The sequence below is a fragment of the Clostridium sp. D53t1_180928_C8 genome (assembly GCF_015667795.1).
Taxonomy (GTDB): Bacteria; Bacillota; Clostridia; order Clostridiales; family Clostridiaceae; genus Clostridium.
On sequence record NZ_JADPEL010000003.1, the window covers coordinates 179,553 to 203,546 of the forward strand.

34 protein-coding genes are annotated in these 23,994 nt (G+C 31.4%); 1 reads left to right on the forward strand and 33 read right to left on the reverse strand.

Going from position 1 to position 23,994, the window contains the following annotated elements; translation table 11 throughout:
- Nucleotides 1-8 precede the first annotated feature (8 nt).
- On the reverse strand, nucleotides 9-1,043 hold the full coding sequence (locus I4V51_RS03605) for a ribonucleotide-diphosphate reductase subunit beta (RefSeq protein WP_195986968.1): 1,035 nt from the start codon (nucleotides 1,041-1,043) through the stop codon (nucleotides 9-11).
- Nucleotides 1,044-1,151: 108 nt separating this feature from the next.
- Nucleotides 1,152-3,365, reverse strand: coding sequence for a ribonucleoside-diphosphate reductase subunit alpha (locus I4V51_RS03610; RefSeq protein WP_243281391.1), 2,214 nt, complete (start codon nucleotides 3,363-3,365; stop codon nucleotides 1,152-1,154).
- A gap of 335 nt (nucleotides 3,366-3,700) precedes the next feature.
- On the opposite strand from I4V51_RS03610, the gene I4V51_RS03615 reads away from it, so the two are divergent.
- A complete protein-coding gene (locus I4V51_RS03615; protein WP_195986970.1) occupies nucleotides 3,701-4,558 on the forward strand; it encodes a YitT family protein in 858 nt (285 codons plus the stop codon).
- Nucleotides 4,559-4,585: 27 nt separating this feature from the next.
- Here the strand turns inward: I4V51_RS03615 and I4V51_RS03620 are convergent, their stop codons facing one another.
- From I4V51_RS03620 to rplN, 31 genes are all read right to left on the reverse strand, one after another.
- A complete protein-coding gene (locus I4V51_RS03620; RefSeq protein WP_195986971.1) occupies nucleotides 4,586-5,143 on the reverse strand; it encodes a Fe-S-containing hydro-lyase in 558 nt (185 codons plus the stop codon).
- Nucleotides 5,144-5,156: 13 nt separating this feature from the next.
- Nucleotides 5,157-5,999, reverse strand: coding sequence for a fumarate hydratase (locus I4V51_RS03625; protein ID WP_195986972.1), 843 nt, complete (start codon nucleotides 5,997-5,999; stop codon nucleotides 5,157-5,159).
- A gap of 194 nt (nucleotides 6,000-6,193) precedes the next feature.
- Complete coding sequence (gene cwlD, locus I4V51_RS03630) at nucleotides 6,194-6,889, reverse strand: N-acetylmuramoyl-L-alanine amidase CwlD (protein WP_195986973.1); 696 nt, start codon at nucleotides 6,887-6,889, stop codon at nucleotides 6,194-6,196.
- A gap of 123 nt (nucleotides 6,890-7,012) precedes the next feature.
- Nucleotides 7,013-8,614, reverse strand: a complete 1,602-nt coding sequence (locus I4V51_RS03635) for a Na/Pi cotransporter family protein (RefSeq protein WP_195987029.1) — start codon at nucleotides 8,612-8,614, stop codon at nucleotides 7,013-7,015.
- A 273-nt stretch (nucleotides 8,615-8,887) separates the two neighbouring features.
- Entirely contained in the window at nucleotides 8,888-9,280 is a 393-nt protein-coding gene (gene rpsI, locus I4V51_RS03640) for a 30S ribosomal protein S9 (protein ID WP_195986974.1), read from the reverse strand.
- Nucleotides 9,281-9,306: 26 nt separating this feature from the next.
- On the reverse strand, nucleotides 9,307-9,741 hold the full coding sequence (gene rplM, locus I4V51_RS03645) for a 50S ribosomal protein L13 (RefSeq protein WP_195986975.1): 435 nt from the start codon (nucleotides 9,739-9,741) through the stop codon (nucleotides 9,307-9,309).
- 162 nt (nucleotides 9,742-9,903) lie between these two features.
- Nucleotides 9,904-10,638 carry a tRNA pseudouridine(38-40) synthase TruA gene (gene truA, locus I4V51_RS03650; RefSeq protein WP_195986976.1) on the reverse strand — a complete coding sequence of 245 codons (735 nt, stop codon included), beginning with the start codon at nucleotides 10,636-10,638 and terminating at the stop codon, nucleotides 9,904-9,906.
- A gap of 25 nt (nucleotides 10,639-10,663) precedes the next feature.
- Nucleotides 10,664-11,461, reverse strand: coding sequence for an energy-coupling factor transporter transmembrane component T (locus I4V51_RS03655; RefSeq protein WP_195986977.1), 798 nt, complete (start codon nucleotides 11,459-11,461; stop codon nucleotides 10,664-10,666).
- Nucleotides 11,462-11,518: 57 nt separating this feature from the next.
- Nucleotides 11,519-12,373, reverse strand: coding sequence for an energy-coupling factor transporter ATPase (locus I4V51_RS03660; protein WP_195986978.1), 855 nt, complete (start codon nucleotides 12,371-12,373; stop codon nucleotides 11,519-11,521).
- A complete protein-coding gene (locus I4V51_RS03665) occupies nucleotides 12,358-13,200 on the reverse strand; it encodes an energy-coupling factor transporter ATPase (RefSeq protein WP_195986979.1) in 843 nt (280 codons plus the stop codon). Before I4V51_RS03665 ends, I4V51_RS03660 begins: the two co-directional genes overlap by 16 nt.
- Nucleotides 13,201-13,416: 216 nt before the next feature.
- Nucleotides 13,417-13,758 (reverse strand): 50S ribosomal protein L17, encoded by a 342-nt coding sequence (gene rplQ / locus I4V51_RS03670; protein WP_195468557.1) that lies wholly within the window; start codon nucleotides 13,756-13,758, stop codon nucleotides 13,417-13,419.
- 12 nt (nucleotides 13,759-13,770) lie between these two features.
- The gene (locus I4V51_RS03675) at nucleotides 13,771-14,718 is read right to left on the reverse strand and encodes a DNA-directed RNA polymerase subunit alpha (RefSeq protein ID WP_195986980.1); all 948 of its coding nucleotides are present in this window, start codon (nucleotides 14,716-14,718) and stop codon (nucleotides 13,771-13,773) included.
- A gap of 102 nt (nucleotides 14,719-14,820) precedes the next feature.
- Complete coding sequence (rpsD, locus tag I4V51_RS03680; protein WP_195986981.1) at nucleotides 14,821-15,441, reverse strand: 30S ribosomal protein S4; 621 nt, start codon at nucleotides 15,439-15,441, stop codon at nucleotides 14,821-14,823.
- A 31-nt stretch (nucleotides 15,442-15,472) separates the two neighbouring features.
- The gene (rpsK, locus tag I4V51_RS03685; RefSeq protein ID WP_005212098.1) at nucleotides 15,473-15,868 is read right to left on the reverse strand and encodes a 30S ribosomal protein S11; all 396 of its coding nucleotides are present in this window, start codon (nucleotides 15,866-15,868) and stop codon (nucleotides 15,473-15,475) included.
- 15 nt (nucleotides 15,869-15,883) lie between these two features.
- A complete protein-coding gene (rpsM, locus tag I4V51_RS03690; protein WP_042401482.1) occupies nucleotides 15,884-16,252 on the reverse strand; it encodes a 30S ribosomal protein S13 in 369 nt (122 codons plus the stop codon).
- A 214-nt stretch (nucleotides 16,253-16,466) separates the two neighbouring features.
- Nucleotides 16,467-16,580 carry a 50S ribosomal protein L36 gene (gene rpmJ / locus I4V51_RS03695; protein WP_003448032.1) on the reverse strand — a complete coding sequence of 38 codons (114 nt, stop codon included), beginning with the start codon at nucleotides 16,578-16,580 and terminating at the stop codon, nucleotides 16,467-16,469.
- 42 nt (nucleotides 16,581-16,622) lie between these two features.
- Nucleotides 16,623-16,841, reverse strand: coding sequence for a translation initiation factor IF-1 (gene infA, locus I4V51_RS03700; protein ID WP_005212092.1), 219 nt, complete (start codon nucleotides 16,839-16,841; stop codon nucleotides 16,623-16,625).
- 7 nt (nucleotides 16,842-16,848) lie between these two features.
- Complete coding sequence (locus I4V51_RS03705; RefSeq protein ID WP_195986982.1) at nucleotides 16,849-17,130, reverse strand: KOW domain-containing RNA-binding protein; 282 nt, start codon at nucleotides 17,128-17,130, stop codon at nucleotides 16,849-16,851.
- Nucleotides 17,131-17,213: 83 nt separating this feature from the next.
- Entirely contained in the window at nucleotides 17,214-17,963 is a 750-nt protein-coding gene (gene map / locus I4V51_RS03710; protein WP_195986983.1) for a type I methionyl aminopeptidase, read from the reverse strand.
- Nucleotides 17,963-18,613, reverse strand: coding sequence for an adenylate kinase (locus I4V51_RS03715; RefSeq protein WP_195986984.1), 651 nt, complete (start codon nucleotides 18,611-18,613; stop codon nucleotides 17,963-17,965). The genes map and I4V51_RS03715 overlap by 1 nt, the downstream gene beginning before the upstream one ends.
- A 23-nt stretch (nucleotides 18,614-18,636) precedes the next feature.
- A complete protein-coding gene (gene secY, locus I4V51_RS03720; protein ID WP_195986985.1) occupies nucleotides 18,637-19,914 on the reverse strand; it encodes a preprotein translocase subunit SecY in 1,278 nt (425 codons plus the stop codon).
- Nucleotide 19,915: 1 nt separating this feature from the next.
- On the reverse strand, nucleotides 19,916-20,356 hold the full coding sequence (gene rplO / locus I4V51_RS03725) for a 50S ribosomal protein L15 (RefSeq protein ID WP_195986986.1): 441 nt from the start codon (nucleotides 20,354-20,356) through the stop codon (nucleotides 19,916-19,918).
- Between the two features lie 22 nt (nucleotides 20,357-20,378).
- Nucleotides 20,379-20,558, reverse strand: coding sequence for a 50S ribosomal protein L30 (gene rpmD, locus I4V51_RS03730; RefSeq protein ID WP_005212077.1), 180 nt, complete (start codon nucleotides 20,556-20,558; stop codon nucleotides 20,379-20,381).
- A 12-nt stretch (nucleotides 20,559-20,570) separates the two neighbouring features.
- Entirely contained in the window at nucleotides 20,571-21,068 is a 498-nt protein-coding gene (gene rpsE / locus I4V51_RS03735; RefSeq protein WP_032117040.1) for a 30S ribosomal protein S5, read from the reverse strand.
- Between the two features lie 20 nt (nucleotides 21,069-21,088).
- A complete protein-coding gene (rplR, locus tag I4V51_RS03740; protein WP_005212073.1) occupies nucleotides 21,089-21,451 on the reverse strand; it encodes a 50S ribosomal protein L18 in 363 nt (120 codons plus the stop codon).
- 19 nt (nucleotides 21,452-21,470) lie between these two features.
- The gene (rplF, locus tag I4V51_RS03745) at nucleotides 21,471-22,013 is read right to left on the reverse strand and encodes a 50S ribosomal protein L6 (RefSeq protein ID WP_195986987.1); all 543 of its coding nucleotides are present in this window, start codon (nucleotides 22,011-22,013) and stop codon (nucleotides 21,471-21,473) included.
- 65 nt (nucleotides 22,014-22,078) lie between these two features.
- Entirely contained in the window at nucleotides 22,079-22,477 is a 399-nt protein-coding gene (gene rpsH, locus I4V51_RS03750) for a 30S ribosomal protein S8 (RefSeq protein ID WP_005212071.1), read from the reverse strand.
- Nucleotides 22,478-22,505: 28 nt separating this feature from the next.
- Nucleotides 22,506-22,691, reverse strand: coding sequence for a type Z 30S ribosomal protein S14 (locus I4V51_RS03755; protein ID WP_005212070.1), 186 nt, complete (start codon nucleotides 22,689-22,691; stop codon nucleotides 22,506-22,508).
- Between the two features lie 15 nt (nucleotides 22,692-22,706).
- Nucleotides 22,707-23,249, reverse strand: a complete 543-nt coding sequence (gene rplE, locus I4V51_RS03760; RefSeq protein ID WP_195986988.1) for a 50S ribosomal protein L5 — start codon at nucleotides 23,247-23,249, stop codon at nucleotides 22,707-22,709.
- 22 nt (nucleotides 23,250-23,271) lie between these two features.
- Nucleotides 23,272-23,586: a 50S ribosomal protein L24 gene (gene rplX, locus I4V51_RS03765; RefSeq protein WP_195986989.1), complete on the reverse strand. Its 315-nt coding sequence runs from the start codon at nucleotides 23,584-23,586 to the stop codon at nucleotides 23,272-23,274.
- Between the two features lie 17 nt (nucleotides 23,587-23,603).
- A complete protein-coding gene (gene rplN, locus I4V51_RS03770; protein ID WP_021876949.1) occupies nucleotides 23,604-23,972 on the reverse strand; it encodes a 50S ribosomal protein L14 in 369 nt (122 codons plus the stop codon).
- Between the last annotated feature and the right edge of the window lie 22 nt (nucleotides 23,973-23,994).

Below are 23,994 nucleotides of genomic sequence, written 5' to 3' on the forward strand. Positions count from 1 at the left end.
GCTCTCATTTACAAATCATCAACTAAAACACTTGCTTTCGCATATGCCGTTGATTTTGCTTCAAAGAAATCTGTTTTAACAGAATTAGCATTAGCTAAAGAGTCAACCCATGTAGCTGGATTTTTATCATAACCTTCAAATAATGGTTCTAATCCTATTTCCTTTAATCTTTTATTCCCTAAATACTTAATATATGATTCAATTAAATTTTTATTAATTCCTTGAATATTTTCTCCAATTACATAATTCCCCCAATTAATCTCATGTTCAACACCTATTTTCATCATAAGTCTTAATTCATTAACTAGGTTATCATCAAAAACTTCTGCCTCTTCTTCTTGAAGTTCTCTAATTAAGTTTCTAAATAACCAAAGATGAGTATTTTCATCTCTATTTATATAACGTATTTCTTGAGATGAACCTGGCATTTTCCCATTTCTCTCAAGATTATAAAAGAACATAAAACCTGAGTAAAAATAAATTCCTTCTAGTATGAAATTTGCCATTATTGTCTTTATAAGATTCTCTTTAGTTGGATTTTCTAAAAATTTATTGTATTGCTCACCAATAAACTTATTTCTTTCTAAAAGAACCTTATCATCCTTCCATTGATATAAAATCTCATTTCTTTTTTCTGGTGAACATATAGTATCAAGCATATAACTATAACTTTGAGAATGTACAGCTTCTTGGAATGCTTGAATAGTTAAACATAAATTAACCTCACTAGCCGTTATATAATTATTTATATTGCTTAAATTAGCTGTTTGTATTGAATCTAAAAATATTAAGAAAGATAAAATCTTATCATAGGCTGCTTTTTCATGTTCGTTTAACTTATTATAATCCTTTAAATCCTGGGATAAATTTATTTCTTCAGGAATCCAAAAATTATTCATTGCTTGCCTATACCAATCAGCAACCCATCCATATTTCATATTATTAAAATCATTTAAGTTAGTAGTATTCCCATTTATCATTTTTTTCTTACTAACTTCGATATCACCATTTTCATTAAATAAAGGCTTTTTATTTATATTCATTTTTATTCTCCCAACTTTATCTTATATTTAACTTACCTCAGAGTCATATTAATTTACTTTTATCATTGTAACTTCACTAATATTACATTCTCTCTGAGGCACTTTAAATTAAGCAGAACAGCTTTCACATTCTGCCACTTCTAATGATTTTGATCTAACATAATAAATTGACTTAACTCCACATTTACATGCTTCTATATATAAATTCATTATTTGTCTCATAGTAAAATCTGTTGTTATATATAAATTAAATGACTGACCTTGGTCTATATGTCTTTGTCTAATGCCATTTATTTTTACACAAAGGTTTTGATCTACATTATAAGCAGAATTATAGAACCAGAAATTTTCCCAACTCAAATTAGGCGCAGTTTTTGGAACTATACTTCCCTTTTTTTCTTCTAACCAGAATCTTGCCATAACAGGATCTACACCTTCCGATGTTCCTGCAATCGTCGCTGTTGATCCATTTGGTGCAACTGCAAAAAGATATCCATTTCTTAACCCATATTCTTTAACATCCTCTTTTAATCTGTTCCAATCTTCAGAATTATAATCTCTTAGTTTAAAATAATCACCATTATCCCAATCAGATCCTTTAAAACATGAATATTTACCTTTTTCTTTTGAAATATTCATACTTGCTTTAATTGCGTAATAATTAATTTTTTCATACACTTTATCTGTAAATTCTAAATGCTTTTGTTCATTCCAATGAATTTTATTATTAGCAAGCATATGATGATATCCACTAGTTCCAAGTCCAATCGCTCTATATTTTTTATTAGTAACTTCAGCAAAAGGTACTGAATAATAATTTAAGTCTATAACATTATCCATAGCTCTTATTTGCGTTTCAACTACATACTCTAATTCTTTGTCACTATTTACATCTACATTTCCTAAAACAACAGATGATAAATTACATACTACAAAATCTCCGGCTTTAGTTTTTTCTATAATAATAGTATCTCCATTTTCATCGCATATAGTTGTATCTTGAATTTCCATTGGGCTCATATTTTGCATTATTTCTGTGCAAAGATTAGAAGAGTATATCATTCCTTTATGCTTATTAGGGTTCATTTTATTTACTGTATCTCTATAAAATGCAAATGGAGTTCCTGTTTCTGCCGCACTTTTTATTATTAATCTAACTATATCCTTAACAGACATAACTCTTTTATCTATTTTTTCATCATTTACACAATCATAATATTTTTCTTCCCACTCTTTACCGTAGAAATCCTCTAATGAATATCCTTTAATAGACTTTATTTCATGAGGACACATCATATACCAATTTGCATCAATATCTTCTTCTGCTAGTTTCCAGAATAAATCAGGATAGCAAAGCCCTGGGAATATATCATGTGCTTTTTTTCTATCATCACCATTATTGGTTCTTAATTGTAAGAATTCCGGTACTTCTTTATGCCATGCATCTAACCATATAGCAACTGAACCATTTCTAACTCCTAATTGGTCAACTGCAACTGCTGTATCATTAAATAATTTTATCCATGGAATTACTCCTCCTGAAGCACCTTTAAATCCTCTTATTGATGACCCTATTGCTCTTATTTTTCCTATGTAAATCCCCATTCCACCACCAAATTTAGAAACTTCCGCAAAATTATCTAAAGATTTATATATTCCTTTTAAGCTATCTTCTACTGTATCAATAAAACATGAACTCAATTGATAAAATGGCTTTCTTGCATTTGACATTGTTGGAGTTGCCATAGTTGCTTTAAGCGAGCTTAAAACATCATAAAACCTCTTTGCCCACATAACTCTATCTTCTTGCTTTTCCGGAATTGCTAAATGCATTGCTATTCCCATAAACATTTGTTGTGGAAGCTCAAGAGGTTTTCTATTATAATCTTGAATTAAATATCTTTTTGTTAGTAAATCTATACCACTATAAGTGAAAATAAAATCTCTTTCTGGTTTTATTTCTTTTTCTAACTCTTTAATTTCATCTTGTGTATAATTCTCTAAAATATATTTTCCATATAAATTTTTATCTGTCATTTCATTAATAAATTCATAAAAATTATTATATGGTTCCACCTCTACGTTTATCTCCCTATTTCTTTTGACTTCATCATACAATCTATATACATATAACTTAGATGCAACATATTGCCATTTAGGTTCTTGTTCAGTAGTTAATTCTAATGCTGATTGAATTATAGAATCTCTAATCCCATTACTATCCATCGATTCTCTAATTATATTTTTACAACTTTCAATAAGTTTCTCTTTTACATAAATTCCTTTTAAATCATCTATTTCCTCAATTGCTTTTTGGCACATATTATCTAAATTAATCACTTTCATTCCTCCACTATATGTTGTACATGCTTATCTTTCTCACACAATATATTGTTAATTATAATATTACTATTTATTCTTGTAAAACAAATTAGAAATCAAAAACTTAAAAAAAAAATACTATTTCATTTAATTGCTATCTTTTTCTTTATTTATCTATAATGATTATTTATAAATAACTATTATCCCTTATCTTTCCTAAAAATAATTTTATTTTCATATTTAGCATACTTTTTAATAAATAGCTTAACATACTCTACTTTTTAATATATAATTTTTATGATAACTATAGATATATCTATAACAGAGGTATTATTATGAAAGATTTGTTTAAAAATAAAAGTTTTTATGTTGATGTCGTAGTCATTATATTAGGATGTTTTATTTCATCTTTAGGAGTAAATCTATTCCTATCTAATGCTAAACTACTAAGTGGTGGGGTAACAGGTATAGGACTTATTATTCAATATTTATGGAATATTCCATCTGGTATTACTGTATTTATACTCAATATTCCCTTATTTATAATTAGCTATAAATTTTTAAGTAAGAGATTTACTATTTATACAGCTATAGGAATGATTTCTTTTTCAACAGCCTTAATGCTAACTAAACCTTTATCTTCTTTAGTCCAAGTTGATGATACATTATTATATTGTATATATGGTGGTGTTTTAAGTGGAATTGGTTATGGCTTAGTATTCTTTAGAAATGGTTCTATAGGTGGTACTGATATAATTACTATGGTCGTAAGAAAAAAATACTCAAATCTTGATATAGGTAAAGTTGGTTTTGGTTTTAATTTAATTATAGTAACTTTAGCAGCCTTTATTTTTGGTTTACCTAAAGCTCTATATACTCTTTTATCAATGTTTATTACAAGTACTATATTAGATAAAGTCTTAAACGGATTTACAAGTAAAAAGCTACTACTTGTTTTAACAGAAAAAGAGGAAGATATTATTACTTACGTTATTAAGGATATGCATCGTGGAATTACGTCTCTTATGGCTGAAGGTGGATATACTCACAATCAAAAGAAACTTTTATATATCGCAGTAACTACATCACAAATGATAAGTCTAAAAAATAGAATCCTTAGAATTGACCCTAAAGCATTTATTACTATAATTGATGTTTCTGAAGTTAAAGGTAAGGGGTTCCAGAGTATATAAATAAAAAAGCGGATTTATTCCGCTTTTTTATTTATTCTTTTCTAGATATTCTCTTTTGCCTATTTCATATAAATTATTTCCTTCAGTATCAATAATCACAACTAAAGGCATGTCCTTCACTTCTAGCTTTCTTATAGCTTCTGCACCTAAATCATCATATGCAATAACTTCACATTCTATTATACATTTACTTATTAGAGCACCTGCTCCTCCTATAGCTCCAAAGTATATTGCCTTATTCCTTCTTATAGAATCTATTACCTCTTCATTTCTAGCCCCTTTTCCTATCATACCGTTTAAACCTAAATCTAAAAGCTTTGGAGCATAACTATCCATTCTATAACTAGTTGTTGGACCTGCTGATCCTATTACTTCTCCTTCTTTTTCAGGAGTTGGTCCAACGTAATATATAATTTCATTTTCTAAATTTATAGGAAGTTCTTTTCCTTCATTCAATAAACTAATCATTCTTCCATGCGCTGCATCTCTAGCCGTATATATAGTTCCAGTTAAAAGAATACTATCCCCTGCTTTTAAGCCTAAAGTAATATCTTTTGTTAAAGGTGTCTTTATATTTTTAATCATATTGTATCCCCCCTTATATTTCTCTCTCTTTATGTCGAGTTGCATGACAATTAATATTAACTGCTACAGGTAAACCAGCTATATGGGTTGGATATGTTTCTATATTTATTCCTAAGGCTGTTGTCTTTCCTCCAAAGCCTTGTGGTCCTATACCTAATTTATTTATTGTTTCTAATAACTCCTGCTCTAAATTACTATAAAATTTTTCATTATTCCTTTTATTTACTGGTCTAATTAATGCTTTCTTAGCTAAATAAGCTGCCTTATCAAATGTTCCGCCAATTCCAACACCAATAATTATTGGTGGGCATGGATTTGGCCCAGCTAATTTTACAGTTTCAATTATAAAGTCTTTAACCCCCTGTAATCCATCTGAAGGCTTAAGCATCTTTATTCTACTCATATTTTCTGATCCAAATCCCTTTGGAGCTACTGTAATCTTAAGCTTATCCCCTGAAACTATATCATAATAAATAATAGCTGGTGTATTATCCTTTGTATTAACTCTATTTATTGGATCTTTAACTACTGATTTTCTTAAAAATCCTTCATCATATCCTTTTCTTACACCCTCATTAATAGCATCATTTAATAATCCACCAACTATATGTACCTCTTGTCCAATTTCTACAAAAATACAAGCCATCCCAGTATCTTGACATATTGGCATATTCTCATTTTGTGCAATATTAGAATTTAATATTAACTGATCCAACACATTTTCTGCTAATGGCCATGTTTCATTTGCTTTAGCATTAGTTAATGCTTCCTTTACATCCTTTGATAAATAATAATTTGATTCTATACATAATTCTTTTACTGTATTAATAATTTCTGATATATGTATTTCTCTCACTATGATAGTCCCCCTTTTTATTAATATAATTTTAGTTTATTATTTTCTTACATTTTTTACAACAATAAGATTTTAACTCTTTTATAAATTACAAAACCGGCATAAGCCGGCTTTATTTATTTATTTATTTATTTATTTATTTATTTATTTATCGCATTATCTTATAAAATTATTATGTATTTCCTAGGAAATTACTATGATTCCGTCCCCTTATCTATATCTCCCTCAAAGTATTTATCAATTCCATCAGATATTCCTTCAACTATTAAATTTTGATGCTCATTACTCTTTAATCTTGATTCTTCATCTGGATTTGAAAGAAATCCACATTCTACTAATATTGAAGCTCCTTCATGCTTATCTCTTAAAATTAAATAAGCTTCTGCTGCAGGTTTAGCTACTCTCTTATTATTATCTTTAACAGTTTGCTTTATTGATTCTTGAACAACTGTAGCTAAGTTATAACTATTTTCATTTGATGCATACCATACCTGTGCACCATAACATTTGCTTTGTGGAAACATATTTTGATGAACCGAAACAAATATATCACATTCTGTTTCCTTTTTCATTTCAACTCTTCTATTTAAATCTTCTCTCTTCTTTTCCTTAACTGTATTTCCTTTTTCATAAAGCCCATCATCATTATCTCTTGTCATATAAACCTTATACCCTTTTTCCTCTAGATTATCTCTTAGTTTTAATGAAATTTGTAAGTTTATATCCTTTTCTATAGTTCCAGTTTTAGATTTTGCTCCACCATCAATTCCTCCATGACCAGGATCAATCAAAATTACCTTATCTGAATTATCAATAGTTGATGCATTAACCGGTACTATATAAGTAATAATAAGTAGACATGTAATAATAGCAACAATTACTTTTCTCATGACATATCCTCCATTATTTTAATATCATTTTTATTATGTTTAACTTTTCAACTTATTATACTTATGATATGTTTTACATTTTTTAATTTTAAAATAAAAAAAGAAGCCTTAACGGCTTCCTTTTTATGCATTATTCTCTACAACTATTTCAGCTATATTCGTAGAGTGATCTCCTATTCTTTCTAAGTTGCTTAATAAATCTAAGAATATTGCTCCTGCATATGCATTACAAGTACCTTCATGTAATCTCTTAATATGAAGATCTCTATATCTTTTATTTTGCTTGTCTATTTCTGCTTCAACATTTGCTATTTCATTAGCTTTAGCTACATCTCTATCAGCATAACTTTCGATTGATATATCTAAAGCCTTTAATGTTGTTTCATATATGTTAGTTACTTCACCAATAGCCTCTTCACTATATTGTAATTTTTTATTTATCTTTTGAATAGTTAAATCAGCAAGGTTCTCAGCATGATCTCCTATTCTTTCTATATCATTTACTATATGGAAAGTAGATGCTACTATATTCTTTTCTTTATCTGATAATTCACACTTAGAAAGTTTAACTAAATATGTAGTTATACATTCTTCAAGGTTATTAATTATTTCTTCATTTTCATAAACTTTTTCAGCTAAGCTTTCATCATTTTTCATGAATGCATCCATAGCTAATTCTAAGCTTAATTTAGCTTTATTAGCCATTCTAACAGTTTCTTTTAGAACTTGTCCAGCTGCAATTACTGGTGTTTCTAATAATCTATCATCAATATATTTAGGTCCTACCTTTTCATCATCTTCACCAGGTATTATCTTTTCTACTATTTTACACAATAGTGGAATTAAAGGTACCATTATTAATGTATTAACAACATTAAATATTGTATGCGCATTAGCTATCTGTCTCTTTACATCACCTGTAAAATATGAAACAAAATCGCCTAATAAACCTGGTATTATTATTGGTAAGAATAATAAAGTACCCACAACATTAAATATTAAATGTAGCATTGCCGCTCTGTGTGCTGTTTTATTTGTACCTACAGTTGCAAGCATTGCAGTTATACAAGTCCCTATATTACAACCCATAATTATTGGTAAAGCTTGATTAATATTTAGTGCTCCAGCCGTAGCTAATGCTACTAATATACCAGTAGTAGCTGATGAACTTTGTAATACTGCTGTAATTAAAGCTCCTGCTATTACTCCTAAATACCAATGTTGTCCTACAGTTGTAAGTATTTCTTGGAACACAGGTAATGTTGTTAATGGCTTCATTGCACCACTCATTGTACCCATACCAACAAATAATATACCAAAACCTAATATTATGTTACCAATCTCTCTTCTTTTCTTGCCTTTTACAAACATTACCATCATAGCACCAACAAAAACAAAAACTGGCGCTATTGCATCTAATTTAAATGCAACTAATTGAGCTGTAATAGTTGTCCCTATATTAGCCCCCATAATAATTCCAGCCGCCTGAGCTAAATTCATTAATCCTGCATTAACAAATCCAACTACCATTACAGTTGTAGCACTACTACTTTGAATAACCATAGTAACTACAGCACCTACAACTACTGCAATTATAGGATTCTTAGTTACTTTTTCTAGTATCTTCTTTAATCCTTCTCCTGCAGCATTCTCAAGGCCATCCCCCATCAGCTTCATTCCGTAGATAAATAGTCCTAATCCACCTAATAACTTAATTATTGTCATTAACGTATCCAAGATTTATTCTCCTTCACTCTTGTATATTTTATATACTTTTATAAAACTTTTACATCGTTAAGTTTACAATAAAATTTAACATTTGTTAATAGATTTCAACAATTTTTAACATAGATTTAATATAACTTTTTTTATGACTATACCTCATGTAAATTAAACCCATTTATTCCATAATTATTTTTATTTAATTAAATATATAAAAAAAAGCTTTGGAATAAATATTCCAAAGCTTTTAATACGTCTTTGCTTGAAAAATGCAAACTATCTCTTAGAGAATTGAGATGCTTTTCTTGCTTTCTTAAGACCGTATTTCTTTCTTTCTTTCATTCTTGAATCTCTAGTTACGAAACCAGCTTTCTTTAATTCTGACTTTAAGTTTTCGTCTGATTTAATTAAAGCTCTTGTTATTCCGTGTCTGATAGCTCCAGCTTGACCTGTGAATCCACCACCGTGAACGTTAACTAATACATCAAACTTATCCTTAGTTCCAGTTAAAACTAATGGTTGGTTAACTATCATTCTTAAAGTTTCTAAACCAAAGAAAGTTTCGATTTCTCTATTATTGATAACAACTTTACCATTTCCTGGTACAAGTCTAACTCTTGCAACTGATTTTTTTCTTCTTCCAGTACCCATGTATTGAACTTTTGCCATTTTTTATTCCTCCTCCCGAGCCTGTATTAGTACTTTAATTCAAGTACTTCTGGTTGTTGAGCTGCATGTTCGTGCTCAGCACCTTGGTATACTTTTAACTTCTTAAGCATTTTTCTTCCTAATACTCCTGTTGGAAGCATTCTTCTAACAGCTTCTTCGAAAGCGAACTCAGGTTTCTTAGCTAATACTTCTCTATATGGAGTTTCTTTTAATCCACCTGGATATAAGCTGTGCTTTCTCATCATTTTTTGATCTAACTTCTTACCAGTTAAAACAACCTTTTCAGCATTGATAACTATTACGAAATCTCCGCAGTCAACATTTGGTGTAAATGTTGGCTTATTCTTTCCTCTTAATATTGAAGCAACTTGGCTAGCAACTCTTCCTAGTGGCTTACCAGCAGCATCAACAACATACCATTTTCTTTCAACTTCTTGTGGTTTTGCAATGTATGATTTCATGTTTTTCCCTCCCTGAACTTACATTTATCGTTATACTCTAATGTATAACATTTATGTCAAGACCTCGGGGCTCGTGGTCTTTCGTACATAAATTATTCTAACAAACAAAATAAATTATAATACACGCTTACGGGCGTGTCAACAATTTTTCATAAAAAATTTTTAATAATATACTTCTTTTAATATTAATCCATTAGGTGGAACGCAATCTCCTGCTAATGTTCTATCCTTTTTGTTTATTATCTCTACTATTGAAGTGGCCGGAATCTTTCCTCTTCCAACATTTATTAAGGTCCCAACTATTATTCTAACCATATTATATAAAAAACCATCACCACTTACAGAAATTTTTATAATTTTTTCTGTTTTTTCTACTTTTACATCAAAAATAGTCCTTATAGTTCCTTTTACAGAACTTCCTTGTGTTTTAAAAGCAGCAAAATCATGAGTCCCAATGAATTGCTTTGCAGCTTCCTTCATAGCTTTTATATCTAACTCATATTTATAATGATATACTTGATTTCTAATTAATGCTGAAGGTACTTGATCATTTAATATGTAGTATTCATATGTTTTTCCTTTTGCACAATATCTTGCATGAAAATCAGCTTCTACCTTTTCCGATTTAATCACAACTATATCATTAGGTAATTTAACATTTAGTGCCTCTCTGAACCTTTCTGGAGGCACCTTACTATTTGTTTTAAAATTGGCAACAAAACCTTTTGCATGGACTCCTGCATCGGTTCTAGAGCTTCCTGTTACTTCGCAAGCTTCCTTTGTAACAATAAAGATAGCCTCTTCTAGCTGTCCTTGTATTGTTCTCATTTCCTTTTGTTTCTGCCAACCATAATATTCAGTTCCATCATATTCTAAAGTTAGTTTTATATTATTCAACTTATCACCTTTTTAATTCAAATTATTATATTACAAATCTCACAATAAGTGTACTTGCAAATAATAGTGCAAAAACTCCAAATGCAACAAAATCCTTAGAAGTAAATTTTAAAACCTTCATTCTAGTTCTACCTGCTCCCCCTCTATAACATCTTGCTTCCATAGCCATAGCAAGCTCATCTGCCCTTCTAAATGAACTAATAAATAATGGTACTAATAAAGGTATTAAGCTTTTTGCCTTCTTAACTAATCCTCCACTTTCAAAATCAGCACCTCTAGCTTTTTGTGCTTTCATTATCTTATCAGTCTCATCAATAAGTGTAGGTATAAATCTTAAAGCTATTGTCATCATCATAGCTAATTCGTGTGCTATTTCCTTACCAATAGGCTTTAATAGTCTTTCTATACCATCCGTCAGTTCAATAGGAGATGTAGTTAATGTTAAAACTGATGTCCCCATTATAAGAAGTATTAATCTTATTGCCATGAAAAATGCAGTTCTTATTCCAGATTCATAAATTTTAATAAATCCAAGCTCAAAAATTAATCTTCCATCTCTAAGCATAAAAATATTTAATATAGCTGTTAATGCTATTAAAAGGAATACAGGCTTTAATCCTTTATAAAGATATCTTGGAGATATCTTAGCAACATAAACTACTAAAGCTAAAAATGCTACAACAAATATATATCCAATAAACTTATTGACAATAAACAAACTTATTATAAATAAAAATGAAATCAATATTTTAGTTCTTGGATCTAGTTTATGTATAAAAGATTCACCTGGTATATATTGACCTATAGTTATATCTTTAATCATTTTAAACTTCTCTCTTTCACATATTTTTAATTAAACAAAATTATATTTATATTTCTACTATTTCTTTAATAAAACACTTAATATTTCTTTATATCCTTGTTCAACAGTAAATATTTCATCAGAAACATTAAATCCTTTTTCTTTTAAAGCTCTCATTAAATAAGTTACTTGTGGCACTGCTAAACCTATATTTTCTAATACTTCAACTTCTCTAAATACCTCTGAAGGTTTACCCATTAATGCTATTTTTCCTTTATTCATTACAACTATTCTTTCAGCAAGTTTCCCAACATCCTCCATACTATGACTTACTAAAACAATTGTCATTTTATACTCTTGATGAAGAATTCTTATTTGCTCTAGAATATCATCTCTCCCCTTAGGATCTAAACCTGCTGTAGGTTCATCTAATATTAATACCTTTGGCTCCATAGCAATAACACCCGCTATAGCAACTCTTCTCTTTTGTCCTCCACTTAAGTCAAATGGTGAAATATCTTTATAGGTTTCATAATCTAGACCAACCATCTCCATTGATTTTTTAACTCTCTTTGAAACTTCCTCTTGAGTTAAACTTAAGTTATTAGGTCCAAATGCTATATCTTTTTCTATAGTTTCTTCAAATAACTGATATTCAGGATATTGAAAAACTAACCCTATTTTCTTTCTTATATCAGTAAGCTTTGTTTCTTTATTAGTAATATCAATATCATCAACTAATATTTTACCTGTGCTTGGTTCTAATAAACCATTTAAATGTTGTATAAGAGTTGATTTTCCTGATCCAGTATGACCTATTAAAGCTAAAAACTCTCCATCTTCAATAACTAAGCTTACATCATCTAAAGCCTTTTTTTCAAATGGAGTTTTAGGCATATATACATGTGTTAAGTTTTCTATTTTAATTGACATAATGCACTCACCATCTCATTCACATTTAAAATTTTAGTATCTATATTTATTCCAGCCCTTCTAAGCTCATAACATATTTCTGTTACTTGTGGAACATCTAATCCAATTTTTTTCATAGTTTCAACATGTGAAAAAACATCACGTGGAATACCTTCAATTATAACTTTTCCTTTATCCATTACTACAACCCTATCAGCTTCTGCTGCTTCATCCATATAATGAGTTATTAAAATTATAGTTATTCCATGTTTTTTATTTAATTCTTTAATATTATTAATTACTTCTTTTCTTCCTGATGGATCAAGCATTGCTGTTGGTTCATCAAAAATTATACATTTAGGTTGCATTGCTAGTATTCCAGCAATAGCAATTCTTTGTTTTTGTCCACCGGATAATAAATGAGGTGCATGCCTTTTATACTCACTCATACCAACCTTTTCTAATGCATCATCAACTCTTTGCCTAATCTCTTGTGGTGGAACACCTAAATTTTCTGGACCAAATGCTACATCTTCTTCTACTATAGTAGCCACTAATTGATTATCTGGATTTTGAAATACCATTCCAGCAGTAGATCTTATATCCCATATATTATTTTCATTACATGTATCTAATCCATTAACGATAACTGTACCTTCAGTAGGTGTTAATAATGCATTCATATGCTTTGCCACTGTTGATTTTCCAGATCCGTTATGACCTAATATTACTAAAAATTCACCATTGCTAACTTCTAAATTTAATCCATCTATAGCTATTTTTTCTATTCCTTCTTCACCTGTAGAATATTTAAATACTACATTTTTACATTCTATCATTTTCTCCATTTATATCCCTCCTTTAGTAACATATTAAATATAACTAAGTTATATAAATTTTGATATAAATTTCCATAACTTAATTATATATAAGCATCAATTAATTACAAGTATTTCATATAAGTTATTATTTATTATAATCTTCAACATAATATGCTAAAAATAAATAATATGTTTTTATATACAAAAATGGGGATTAAGTTAAACTTAATCCCCCGAGTGAAATTATACTAATTCAAGTATAACAACTTCAGCTCCGTCTCCTCTTCTAGGACCTTTTTTGATCATTCTAGTGTATCCGCCGTTTCTTTCAGCGTACTTTGGAGCGATTTCATCAAATAATGTCTTAACTACTTCTTCTTCTAAAACGTAAGCTAAAACTTGTCTTCTAGCATGAAGATCTCCTCTTTTTGCAAGAGTAATCATCTTTTCAGCTATAGATCTAGCTTCTTTAGCTCTAGTTTCAGTAGTTTCAATTCTACCATGCTTTAAGAAGCTAGTAACAAGACTTCTTAACATAGCTCTTCTTTGGTCTGTAGAAAGACCTAACTTACGATAACCTGCCATGGATTTACCTCCCTACTCGTCGCTTAGTTTTAAGGCTAAACCTAATTCCTTAAGCTTTCTTTCAACTTCTTCTAAGGATTTCTTTCCTAGATTTCTTACCTTCATCATGTCATCCATTGATTTACCAGCAAGTTCTTGAACTGTATTGATTCCAGCTCTCTTTAAACAGTTATAAGATCTAACTGAAAGGTCTAGTTCTTCAACAGTCATTTCTAGTACTTTTTCCTTTTTATCTTCTTCTTTTTCAATCATAATTTCAACATCATTAGTCGCAACGCCTAATGACATGAATAATTTGAAGTGCTCTATTAAAATCTTAGCAGATAAGCTTATTGCTTCATCTATTTTAATAGTTCCATTAGTCCAAATTTCAAGTGTTAATTTGTCATAATCAGTGATTTGACCAACTCTTGTATTGTCAACAGTAAAGTTAACTCTCTTAACTGGAGTGTATATAGAATCAATAGCTATTGATGAAAGTGGTAATGAATCACTCTTATTTTTATTTTGAGTAACATATCCTCTTCCCCTATTAACTGTTAATTCCATGTACAGTCTTCCATTTTCATCAAGAGTTGCTATGTGTAAATCTTTGTTTACAACTTCAACATTTCCATCTGTTTTAATGTCTGCACCTGTAACAACTCCAGGTCCTTTAGCATCTATATATATAGTTTGTGGACCTTCGCCTTCCATTGTAAGTGCTAAACATTTAATGTTAAGAATTAATTCAGTAACATCTTCTTTAACACCTTGTACAGTTGAGAATTCATGAAGTACTCCATCAATCTTAATTGATGTAGTAGCTACACCTGGAAGTGATGATAAAAGAATTCTTCTCATCGCATTTCCAAGTGTAATACCATATCCTCTTTCTAATGGCTCAACTACATATTTACCATATGTACCATCTTCATTTGATTCTATACATTCAATTATTGGCTTTTCTATTTCTAACATGTACAAACCCTCCTTGTATATAAAATGGCAACCTTATTACGAGGGCAACTGATTCCATTTAATATTTTAATATAATAGCTTAATATTAAAAATATTAATTTATTATTTGCTGTATAATTCGACAATTAGAGTTTCGTTAACTGGTACGTCAATGTCTTCTCTAGTTGGCGCAGCAACTACTTTACCTTCATAGTTTTCAACGTTAGCTTCTAACCATTTTGGTAATGTCTTTGGATTTTCTACGAAAGTCTTGAACTTTTCAGTTCCTCTGCTCTTTTCACAAACAGATATTACATCGTTAACTGATACTCTGTATGATGGAATATCAACTTTCTTACCATTTACTAAGAAATGTCCATGAGTAACTAATTGTCTAGCTTCGTTTCTTGAAGCACCGTATCCTAATCTATACGCAACGTTATCTAATCTCATTTCTAGTAACATTAATAAGTTTTCACCAGTGATTCCCTTCATGTGGTCAGCCTTTTCATAGTAAGTTCTGAATTGACCTTCTAAAACACCGTATATTCTTCTAGCTTTTTGCTTTTCTCTTAATTGTACTCCGTAGTTAGATAACTTTTTCTTAGCTGCTCCATGTTGTCCTGGTGCATAGCTTCTTCTTACGAAAGCACATTTATCTGTATAACATCTATCTCCCTTAAGGAATAGCTTTTGACCTTCTCTTCTACATAATCTACATGTAGCTCCAGTATATCTTGCCATTCGTTACACCTCCTGTTGAATTTAAATATAATTAGACTCTTCTTCTCTTCGGTGGTCTACATCCGTTGTGTGGAATTGGAGTAACGTCTTTAATTAGAGTTACTTCTAAACCTGCAGCTTGTAATGATCTTATAGCTGCTTCTCTACCAGCACCTGGTCCTTTAACGTATACTTCTATACTCTTTAAGCCGTGTTCCATAGCTGCTTTAGCTGCAGTTTCTGCTGCCATTTGAGATGCAAATGGTGTGCTCTTTCTTGAACCTCTGAAACCTAAAGCTCCAGCACTTGACCATGATAAAGCATTTCCAGCCGCATCAGTTAAAGTAACTATTGAGTTATTGAAAGTTGATTGGATGTGTGCAGCACCATGCTCAACATTCTTTCTTTCTTTTCTTCTTCTAGTAGTCTTTTTGACTTTTTGAGCCATCGAAATCCCTCCTCACTACTTCTTCTTATTTGCGATAGTCTTCTTAGGACCTTTTCTAGTTCTAGCGTTAGTCTTAGTTTTTTGTCCTCTAACTGGAAGACCTTTTCTATGTCTTATTCCTCTGTAACAACCTATTTCAACTAATCTCTTAATGTTTAAAGCAACATCTCTTCTTAAGTCACCTTCAACCATTAAGTTCTTGTTTACATAGTTTCTGATTTCATTTACTTCATCCTCAGTAAGATCTTTAATTCTAGTATCTGGGTTAATTCCAGTAGTAGCTAATATCTTTTGAGAAGTAGATAAACCAACTCCGTATATATATGTTAGACCTATTTCAACTCTTTTTTCCTTTGGTAGGTCAACTCCTGCTATTCTTGCCATTGAACTTACACCTCCTGTTTATTGAAATGCAATTTTTTATTTTTGCTTTTGGTAAATTTATATTAAAATCTTAGGTCGATAGGTAAAAAAACCTATCGTCAGCCGTACCTAAAATTAATAAGCTGATTTAAACGCCTATATAATAATATTGAACTTTCAAAAAAAAGTCAACATATTAATATTTGTAAATTATTCTGCCTAATATTAAATTATATTAGCCTTGTTTTTGCTTGTGCTTAGGATTTTCACAGATTACCATTACTCTTCCTTTTCTTCTTATAATCTTGCACTTTTCGCAAATAGGCTTAACTGATGGTCTTACTTTCATCGCTAACCCTCCTTGTGTAATTTATGGTAAACTTCTTTTACCTTATTTTGCTCTCCAAGTAATTCTTCCTCTTGTTAGGTCATATGGAGAAAGTTCTATAGTAACCTTATCTCCAGGTAGAATTCTTATGAAGTTCATTCTTAATTTTCCTGATATGTGAGCTAAAATTTTATGACCACTTTCTAACTCAACTTGAAACATTGCATTTGGTAAAGCCTCTAAGACTACACCTTGCATTTCTATTACATCATCTTTTGACATAAGGTAATCAACCCTCCTTAACAATGCCTTTTAGTTTTAGAAATCTTTTAATTTTTAAATCAGTACCTTTATCCTTTAATATAAGTGATGCTTTAATCTCATCATCTACATTTTCTAAAACAATAAAATGTTTTATGTTTTTCTTCTTAGGCATCTGAATTGTCTTATTACTTCCATTAATTAGAAGGCAATAATCATCATTCACTTTATCAACAATAACGTAATAATGATCCTTATCTCTTCCGCATTTTGAAAGAACAATTTTCCCAATTAAGTCATTGTCTTGCAAATTTCTTTCACCTCGATGATTACCTTAGTCATAAATCTACAAGCCACCTTTTGGTATCATGCGAATTTATAACTAAGCAACACTTATTTAATCAGTGTTAATATCTCTGGTCCATCTGGTAAAATTACAACAGTGTTTTCATAGTGAGCCGAAAGGCTCTTATCTGCTGAGACTACTGTCCAATCATCACCTAAAGTAGCTACTCTATATGTTCCCATATTAACCATAGGTTCTATAGCTAAAGTCATACCAGCAACTAATTTTGGACCTCGGCCTGGTCTTCCGAAGTTAGGAACTTCCGGATCCTCATGGACACTTTTTCCTATCCCGTGACCTACGAAATCTCTTACAACTGAGAAACCTGAAGCCTCAACATAGCGTTGTATTTCATGTGAAATATCAGTTAGTTTATTTCCTACTTTAGCAAACTCCAAACCTTTAAAGAAAGATTCTTCAGTAACTTTTATAAGTTTGTTTGCTTCTTCTGAAATATTACCTACAGCAAATGTTCTTGCTGCATCACCGTGAAACCCATTAATATGTGCACCACAGTCTACACTAATAATATCTCCCTCTTTTAATACATACCCTCCTGGTATTCCATGAACTACTTGCTCATTAACAGATATACATAGTGAAGCAGGAAATCCATAGAGCCCTTTAAATGAAGGTATCGCCCCATGCTTAGTTATAAATTCTTCTGCTATCCTATCTAATTCAGCAGTAGTTATTCCTGGTTTAACTTTTTTTTCAACAAGTAGTAGAGTTTCTGCTACTATTCTTCCTGCAATTCTCATTAGGTCGATTTCTTTATCATTTTTGATAATAATCATTAGTTTGCACTCCCTAAAATATTACAGATACCTTCGAATACTTCATTAATAGCTTTTGTTCCATCTACTGTGGAAAGTAAGTTTTTCTCTTTATAAAAATCAATCAGTGGTTGTGTTTGTCTTTCATAGACATCTAGTCTCTCTTTTACTGTTTCTTCAACATCATCTTTTCTTTGGATAATGTTATCACCACAAACATCGCAAACTCCATCAACAGTTGGTGGATTAAATTTGATATGATAACTAGCTCCACATGATAAACAAACTCTTCTTCCTGTCATTCTTTCAAGTATGAAACTGCTAGGTACTTCGATACATAAAGCTGTATCTAAGTTTTCACTTCTTGATTCTAGAAACTCTTGTAGAGCTTCTGCTTGAGTAACAGTTCTTGGGAATCCATCTAATAGATAACCATTTTTACAGTCTTCCCATGTTAGTCTATCTTTAACCATATTTATAGTTACTTCATCTGGTACTAATTGACCATTATCAATATATTGCTTAGCTTCTATTCCTAAAGGGGTTTCTTCTGAAATATTCTTTCTAAAGATATCCCCAGTAGAAATATGTGGTATAGAGTATCTATTACTAATTGATTTTGCCTGTGTTCCTTTTCCAGCCCCAGGAGGACCTAATAATACTATCTTCACGGGCATCATCTCCATTATAAAATCTATTTTAAGAATCCTTGATAGTGTCTCATAACTAATTGTGAATCTAATTGTCTAGAAAAATCTAAACCAACTCCAATTAAAATTAATAGTGACGTTCCACCAAATTGAATTCCACTTAAATCTGTATAATTACTAATTAATATTGGAGTAACAGCAAGTAATGCTGCAAATAATCCCCCGATTAGAGATACTTTTGTAAGTACTCTTTCAAAATACTTCTCTGTAGCTTCACCTGGTCTTACACCTGGTACAAAACCTGCAGATTTATGAAGATTTTCAGCCATTTCATCAGGTTTAAATGTTATTTGAGTATAGAACCAAGTAAAGAATACTGTTAATACTGCATAACAAAGTGGATACATCCAAGTAGTTTTATTAAAAATACTATATGGACTTTGTAGTATCCATTGAGACCATCCCTTAGTTGGGAAGAAATTAGCTATTGTTTCAGGGAACATCATTACAGACATTGCAAATATTATTGCAATAACTGCTGATCCTATTAAACTTAATGGTATATGAGTAGATTGACCTTTCATAACCTTAGCTCCTACAGCCTTACCAGCATATTGGATTGGCACTCTTCTCTCTGCTAATGAGAAGTAAATTGTAATTGCTAATAGTGCTAACGCACCAATTAAGAATAATGCTATTTCTATTATAGAAATTTCACCTGCGTCTTTTAATGTAAATAATGACATTAAAGTTGTAGGTAATTGAGATACTATATTAACGAATATTAATATTGAAACCCCATTTCCAAATCCTTTTTGAGTTATTTGGTCACCAAGCCACATACAGAAAGTAGATCCTACTACTAATGAAATTAGTACTACAGCTTTTTGAGCTGTTCCTAATCCTGTTGCTGCACCTTGTGCTGCAATCATTGAGTAAATTCCTATTGCTAATACAAATCCTATTGCTATAGAAGCGTATCTTGTAATAGATTGAATTTTCTTTCTACCTTCTTCTCCTTCTTTAGAAAGTTGTTCTAAAGATGGAATCGCAATTGTTAATAATTGCATTATGATTGATGCATTAATATAAGGTGAAACACTTAATGCAAATATACTAAATTTACTTAAAGCTCCTCCTGATATTAAGTTATAAAACCCAAGTAACCCACCAGAGTTAGTCATTGAGCTTAAATAGCTAGTATCAATTCCAGGAACTGGAATATGTATTCCTATCCTGAAAATTGCTACTAAAAATATCGTCCATAAAAATCTTTTTCTTAGTTCCGGAACCTTCCAGGCATTACGTAGGGTTGATAGCATATTACATCACCTCAACTTTTCCTCCAGCTGCTTCTATCTTTTCAGCCGCTGACTTAGACATTTTACATCCTTGTACAGTTAGGCTTTTTTCTAATGTTCCGTTTCCTAATATCTTAACTCCGTCTAATACTTTAGATATTACTCTTGTTTCAAGTAATAATTCTGGAGTTACTACTGTGCCGTTTTCGAATATGTTTAATCTATCAACATTGATAGAAACAATTTTCTTAGCGAAGATATTAGTGAATCCTCTCTTAGGAAGTCTTCTGTATAATGGCATTTGACCACCTTCAAATCCTGGTCTAACTCCACCGCCTGATCTAGCGTTTTGTCCTTTTTCACCTTTACCAGCGTTTCTTCCTAAACCTGAACCAGTACCTCTACCAACTCTCTTAGGAGCTTTTTTGCTACCAGCTGCTGGCTTTAATTCATGAAGTTTCATATCTTAGTGCACCTCCTCTTTATTATACTTCTTCTACTTTTAATAAGTAGTCAACTTTGTTGATCATACCTCTGATTTGAGGAGTATCCTCATGCTCTACAGTTTTGTTAATCTTTCTTAGACCAAGAGCATTTGCAGTAGCGATATGGTCTTTCTTTCTGCCTATTAAGCTTTTAACTAAAGTAACCTTTATCTTTGCCATTGCGTATACCTCCTAACCTAATATTTCTTCTACAGTTTTGCCTCTTAACTTAGCTATATCTTCAGCTGTTCTTAAGCTTGCTAAACCGTTAATTGTAGCATTTACCATGTTTCTTGGATTGTTTGAACCTAAAGACTTAGCTCTAACGTCCTTTAATCCTGCTAATTCTAGGACAGCTCTTGCTGGACCTCCAGCGATAACTCCTGTACCTTCTTTAGCTGGCATGATTAAAACTTTACCAGTTCCAAACTTACCATATATTTCGTGAGGAACTGTTGTTCCAACTATAGCAACGCTAACCATGTTTTTCTTAGCGTCTTCGATACCTTTTTTAATTGCTTCTGGGATTTCGATTGACTTACCCATTCCCACGCCTACGTGTCCGTTCTCATCACCAACAACCACTAATGCGCTGAATCTGAAGTTTCTACCACCCTTAACAACCTTAGTAACTCTGTTTATAAAAACAACCTTTTCCTTAAGGTCTAGTGTGCTAGGATCGATTCTCATTGATTTCCCTCCTTGTTTGATTAGAATTTTAAGCCTGCTTCTCTAGCGCTTTCTGCTAATGTTTGAACTCTTCCGTGATATACGTATCCACCTCTGTCGAATACAACTTCAGTAATACCTTTATCTAAAGCTCTCTTAGCAACTAGTTCACCAACTAATTTAGCAGCTTCTTTGTTTCCGCCTACTTTAACGTCAACATCTTTATCTAATGTTGAAGCAGATACTAAAGTAACAGCATTTATATCATCTATTATTTGAGCATATATATTCTTTTCACTTCTATATACTGAAAGTCTTGGTCTTTCAGGAGTACCAGAAACTTTCTTACGTACTCTAAGGTGACGTTTTGCTCTACTTGCTTTTTTGTCTGCCTTCTTGAACATAAGGTTCACTCCTTCCTAATTATTTCTTACCAGTTTTACCTTCTTTACGTCTGATAACTTCGCCTTCGAACTTAATTCCTTTACCCTTATATGGTTCAGGTTTTCTCCACTTTCTGATATCAGCAGCAGCAGCACCAACTAATTGCTTATCGATTCCTGATATAACTACCTTTGTAGCTGCTGGAGTTTCGAAAGTAATTCCTTCAGCTGGTTCTATTTCAACTGGGTGTGAATATCCTAAGTTCATTACAAGTTTCTTTCCTTGTAATTGAGCTCTATAACCAACACCGATTAATTCTAGAGTCTTTTGGTATCCCTTTTCAACTCCTATGATCATGTTGTTGATTAATGCTCTAGTTAAACCGTGAAGAGCTCTATGCTCTTTAACGTCACTAGGTCTTGTAACAACAACTTGGTTGTCTTCAACTGCTATATTCATGTCTTTGTCCATAGCCTTAACTAATTGCCCTTTAGGTCCTTTTACAGTAACAACGTTACCTTCAGCAACTGTTACTGTAACACCAGCAGGGATAGCTATTGGTAATCTACCTACTCTTGACATAACCGCACCTCCTGTATTACTTGTTAGATCTATATGTTAATCTAGTTAATTTTCAAAATTAGTTACTACCAAACGTAGCAAACAACTTCTCCACCTAAGCCTAATTTTCTAGCTTCTCTGTCTACAACTATACCTTTTGAAGTTGAAATTACAGCGATTCCTAATCCATTAAGAACTCTTGGAACTTCATCTTTCTTACAGTATACTCTTAAACCTGGCTTTGATATTCTCTTAATTCCAGTTATAACTCTTTCTTTGTTAGAACCGTACTTAAGTGATAATCTCATCATTGGAACAACACCGTCATTATATTCTTCAATATTCTTGATGTATCCCTCTTGTAATAATATATTTGCAACAGCCTTCTTTACGTTTGAAGAAGGAACTTCTACTACTTCGTGTCTTACAGCATTCGCATTTCTAATACGAGTTAGTAAATCTGCGATAGGATCTGTCATAACCATTTAATTTGCCTCCTTTCAGTCGTTAGGTTTACCAGCTTGCCTTCTTACAACCAGGAATTTCACCTTTGTAAGCAAGTTCTCTAAAGCATATACGGCAAATACCAAACTTTCTTAATACTGCATGTGGTCTTCCACATATTCTGCATCTTGTATAAGCTCTTGTTTTATATTTAGGAGCTTTGCTCCACTTTTCAATAATAGCTTTACGTGCCACAGTTTTCCCTCCTTATTATTGAGCGAATGGCATTCCAAGGAATCTTAATAATTCTCTTGCTTCTTCGTCAGTTTTTGCAGTTGTAACGAAGATAATATCCATTCCTCTAACCTTATCGATTTTATCGTATTCTACTTCTGGGAATATTAATTGTTCTTTAATTCCTAAAGAATAATTTCCTCTTCCATCAAAAGCTCTATCAGAAACTCCTCTGAAGTCTCTAACTCTTGGAAGAGCTATTGACATTAGCTTATCAGCAAATTCAAACATCTTTGCTCCTCTTAATGTAACTTTACATCCTAATGCCATGTTTTCTCTGATCTTAAAGTTAGCAACTGATTTCTTTGCTCTAGTTAAGATTGGTTTTTGTCCTGAGATAAGTTGTAAGTCAGCAACCGCAGATTCTAAAACCTTTTGGTTATCTTTAGCTTCTCCAACTCCCATATTTATAACGATTTTTTCAAGCTTTGGAACTTCCATGATGTTTTTGTATCCGAACTTTTCTGTCATAGCTTGAATTACTTCATTTGTATACTTCTCTTGAAGTCTTGGTGTCATAATTAGTACCTCCTTTCAGATTTTAGAATGTTTCTCCACACTTCTTACAAACTCTAACCTTAGTACCATCTTCTAAGATTTTACTGCTAATTCTTGTAGCATTTTTGCATTTTGTGCAGTATAACATAACTTTTGAGCTATATACAGCTCCTTCTTTTTCTATTATTCCACCTTGAGCATTTGCTCTAGTTGGCTTTTGGTGTTTCTTTACTATGTTAACTCCTTGAACAAGAACCTTTCCTGTTTTTGGATATACTTTTAAAACTTCACCAGTTTTTCCAGCATCTTTACCAGAAATAACTACTACTGTGTCGTTCTTTTTAACGTGTAACTTCAAATTAGCCACCTCCTCTATTATAGAACTTCTGGTGCTAATGATAATATTTTGTTAAATTCTTTATCTCTTAGCTCCCTAGCAACTGGTCCGAAGATACGAGTTCCTCTTGGTTGCTTATCATCTTTTATTATAACAGCAGCGTTCTCATCAAATTTGATGTATGAACCGTCAGCTCTTCTTAATCCTCTTACTGATCTAACAATAACAGCTTTTACAACGTCACCTTTTTTAACAACTCCGCCTGGTGTTGCACTTTTAACGCTAGCTACTATTATATCTCCAATGTTACCGAACTTTCTCTTTGATCCGCCTAAAACTCTGATACACATAATTTCTTTAGCACCTGAGTTATCTGCTACCTTTAATAAGGTTTGTTGTTGTATCATTGAAATTTACCCTCCTTTCAGT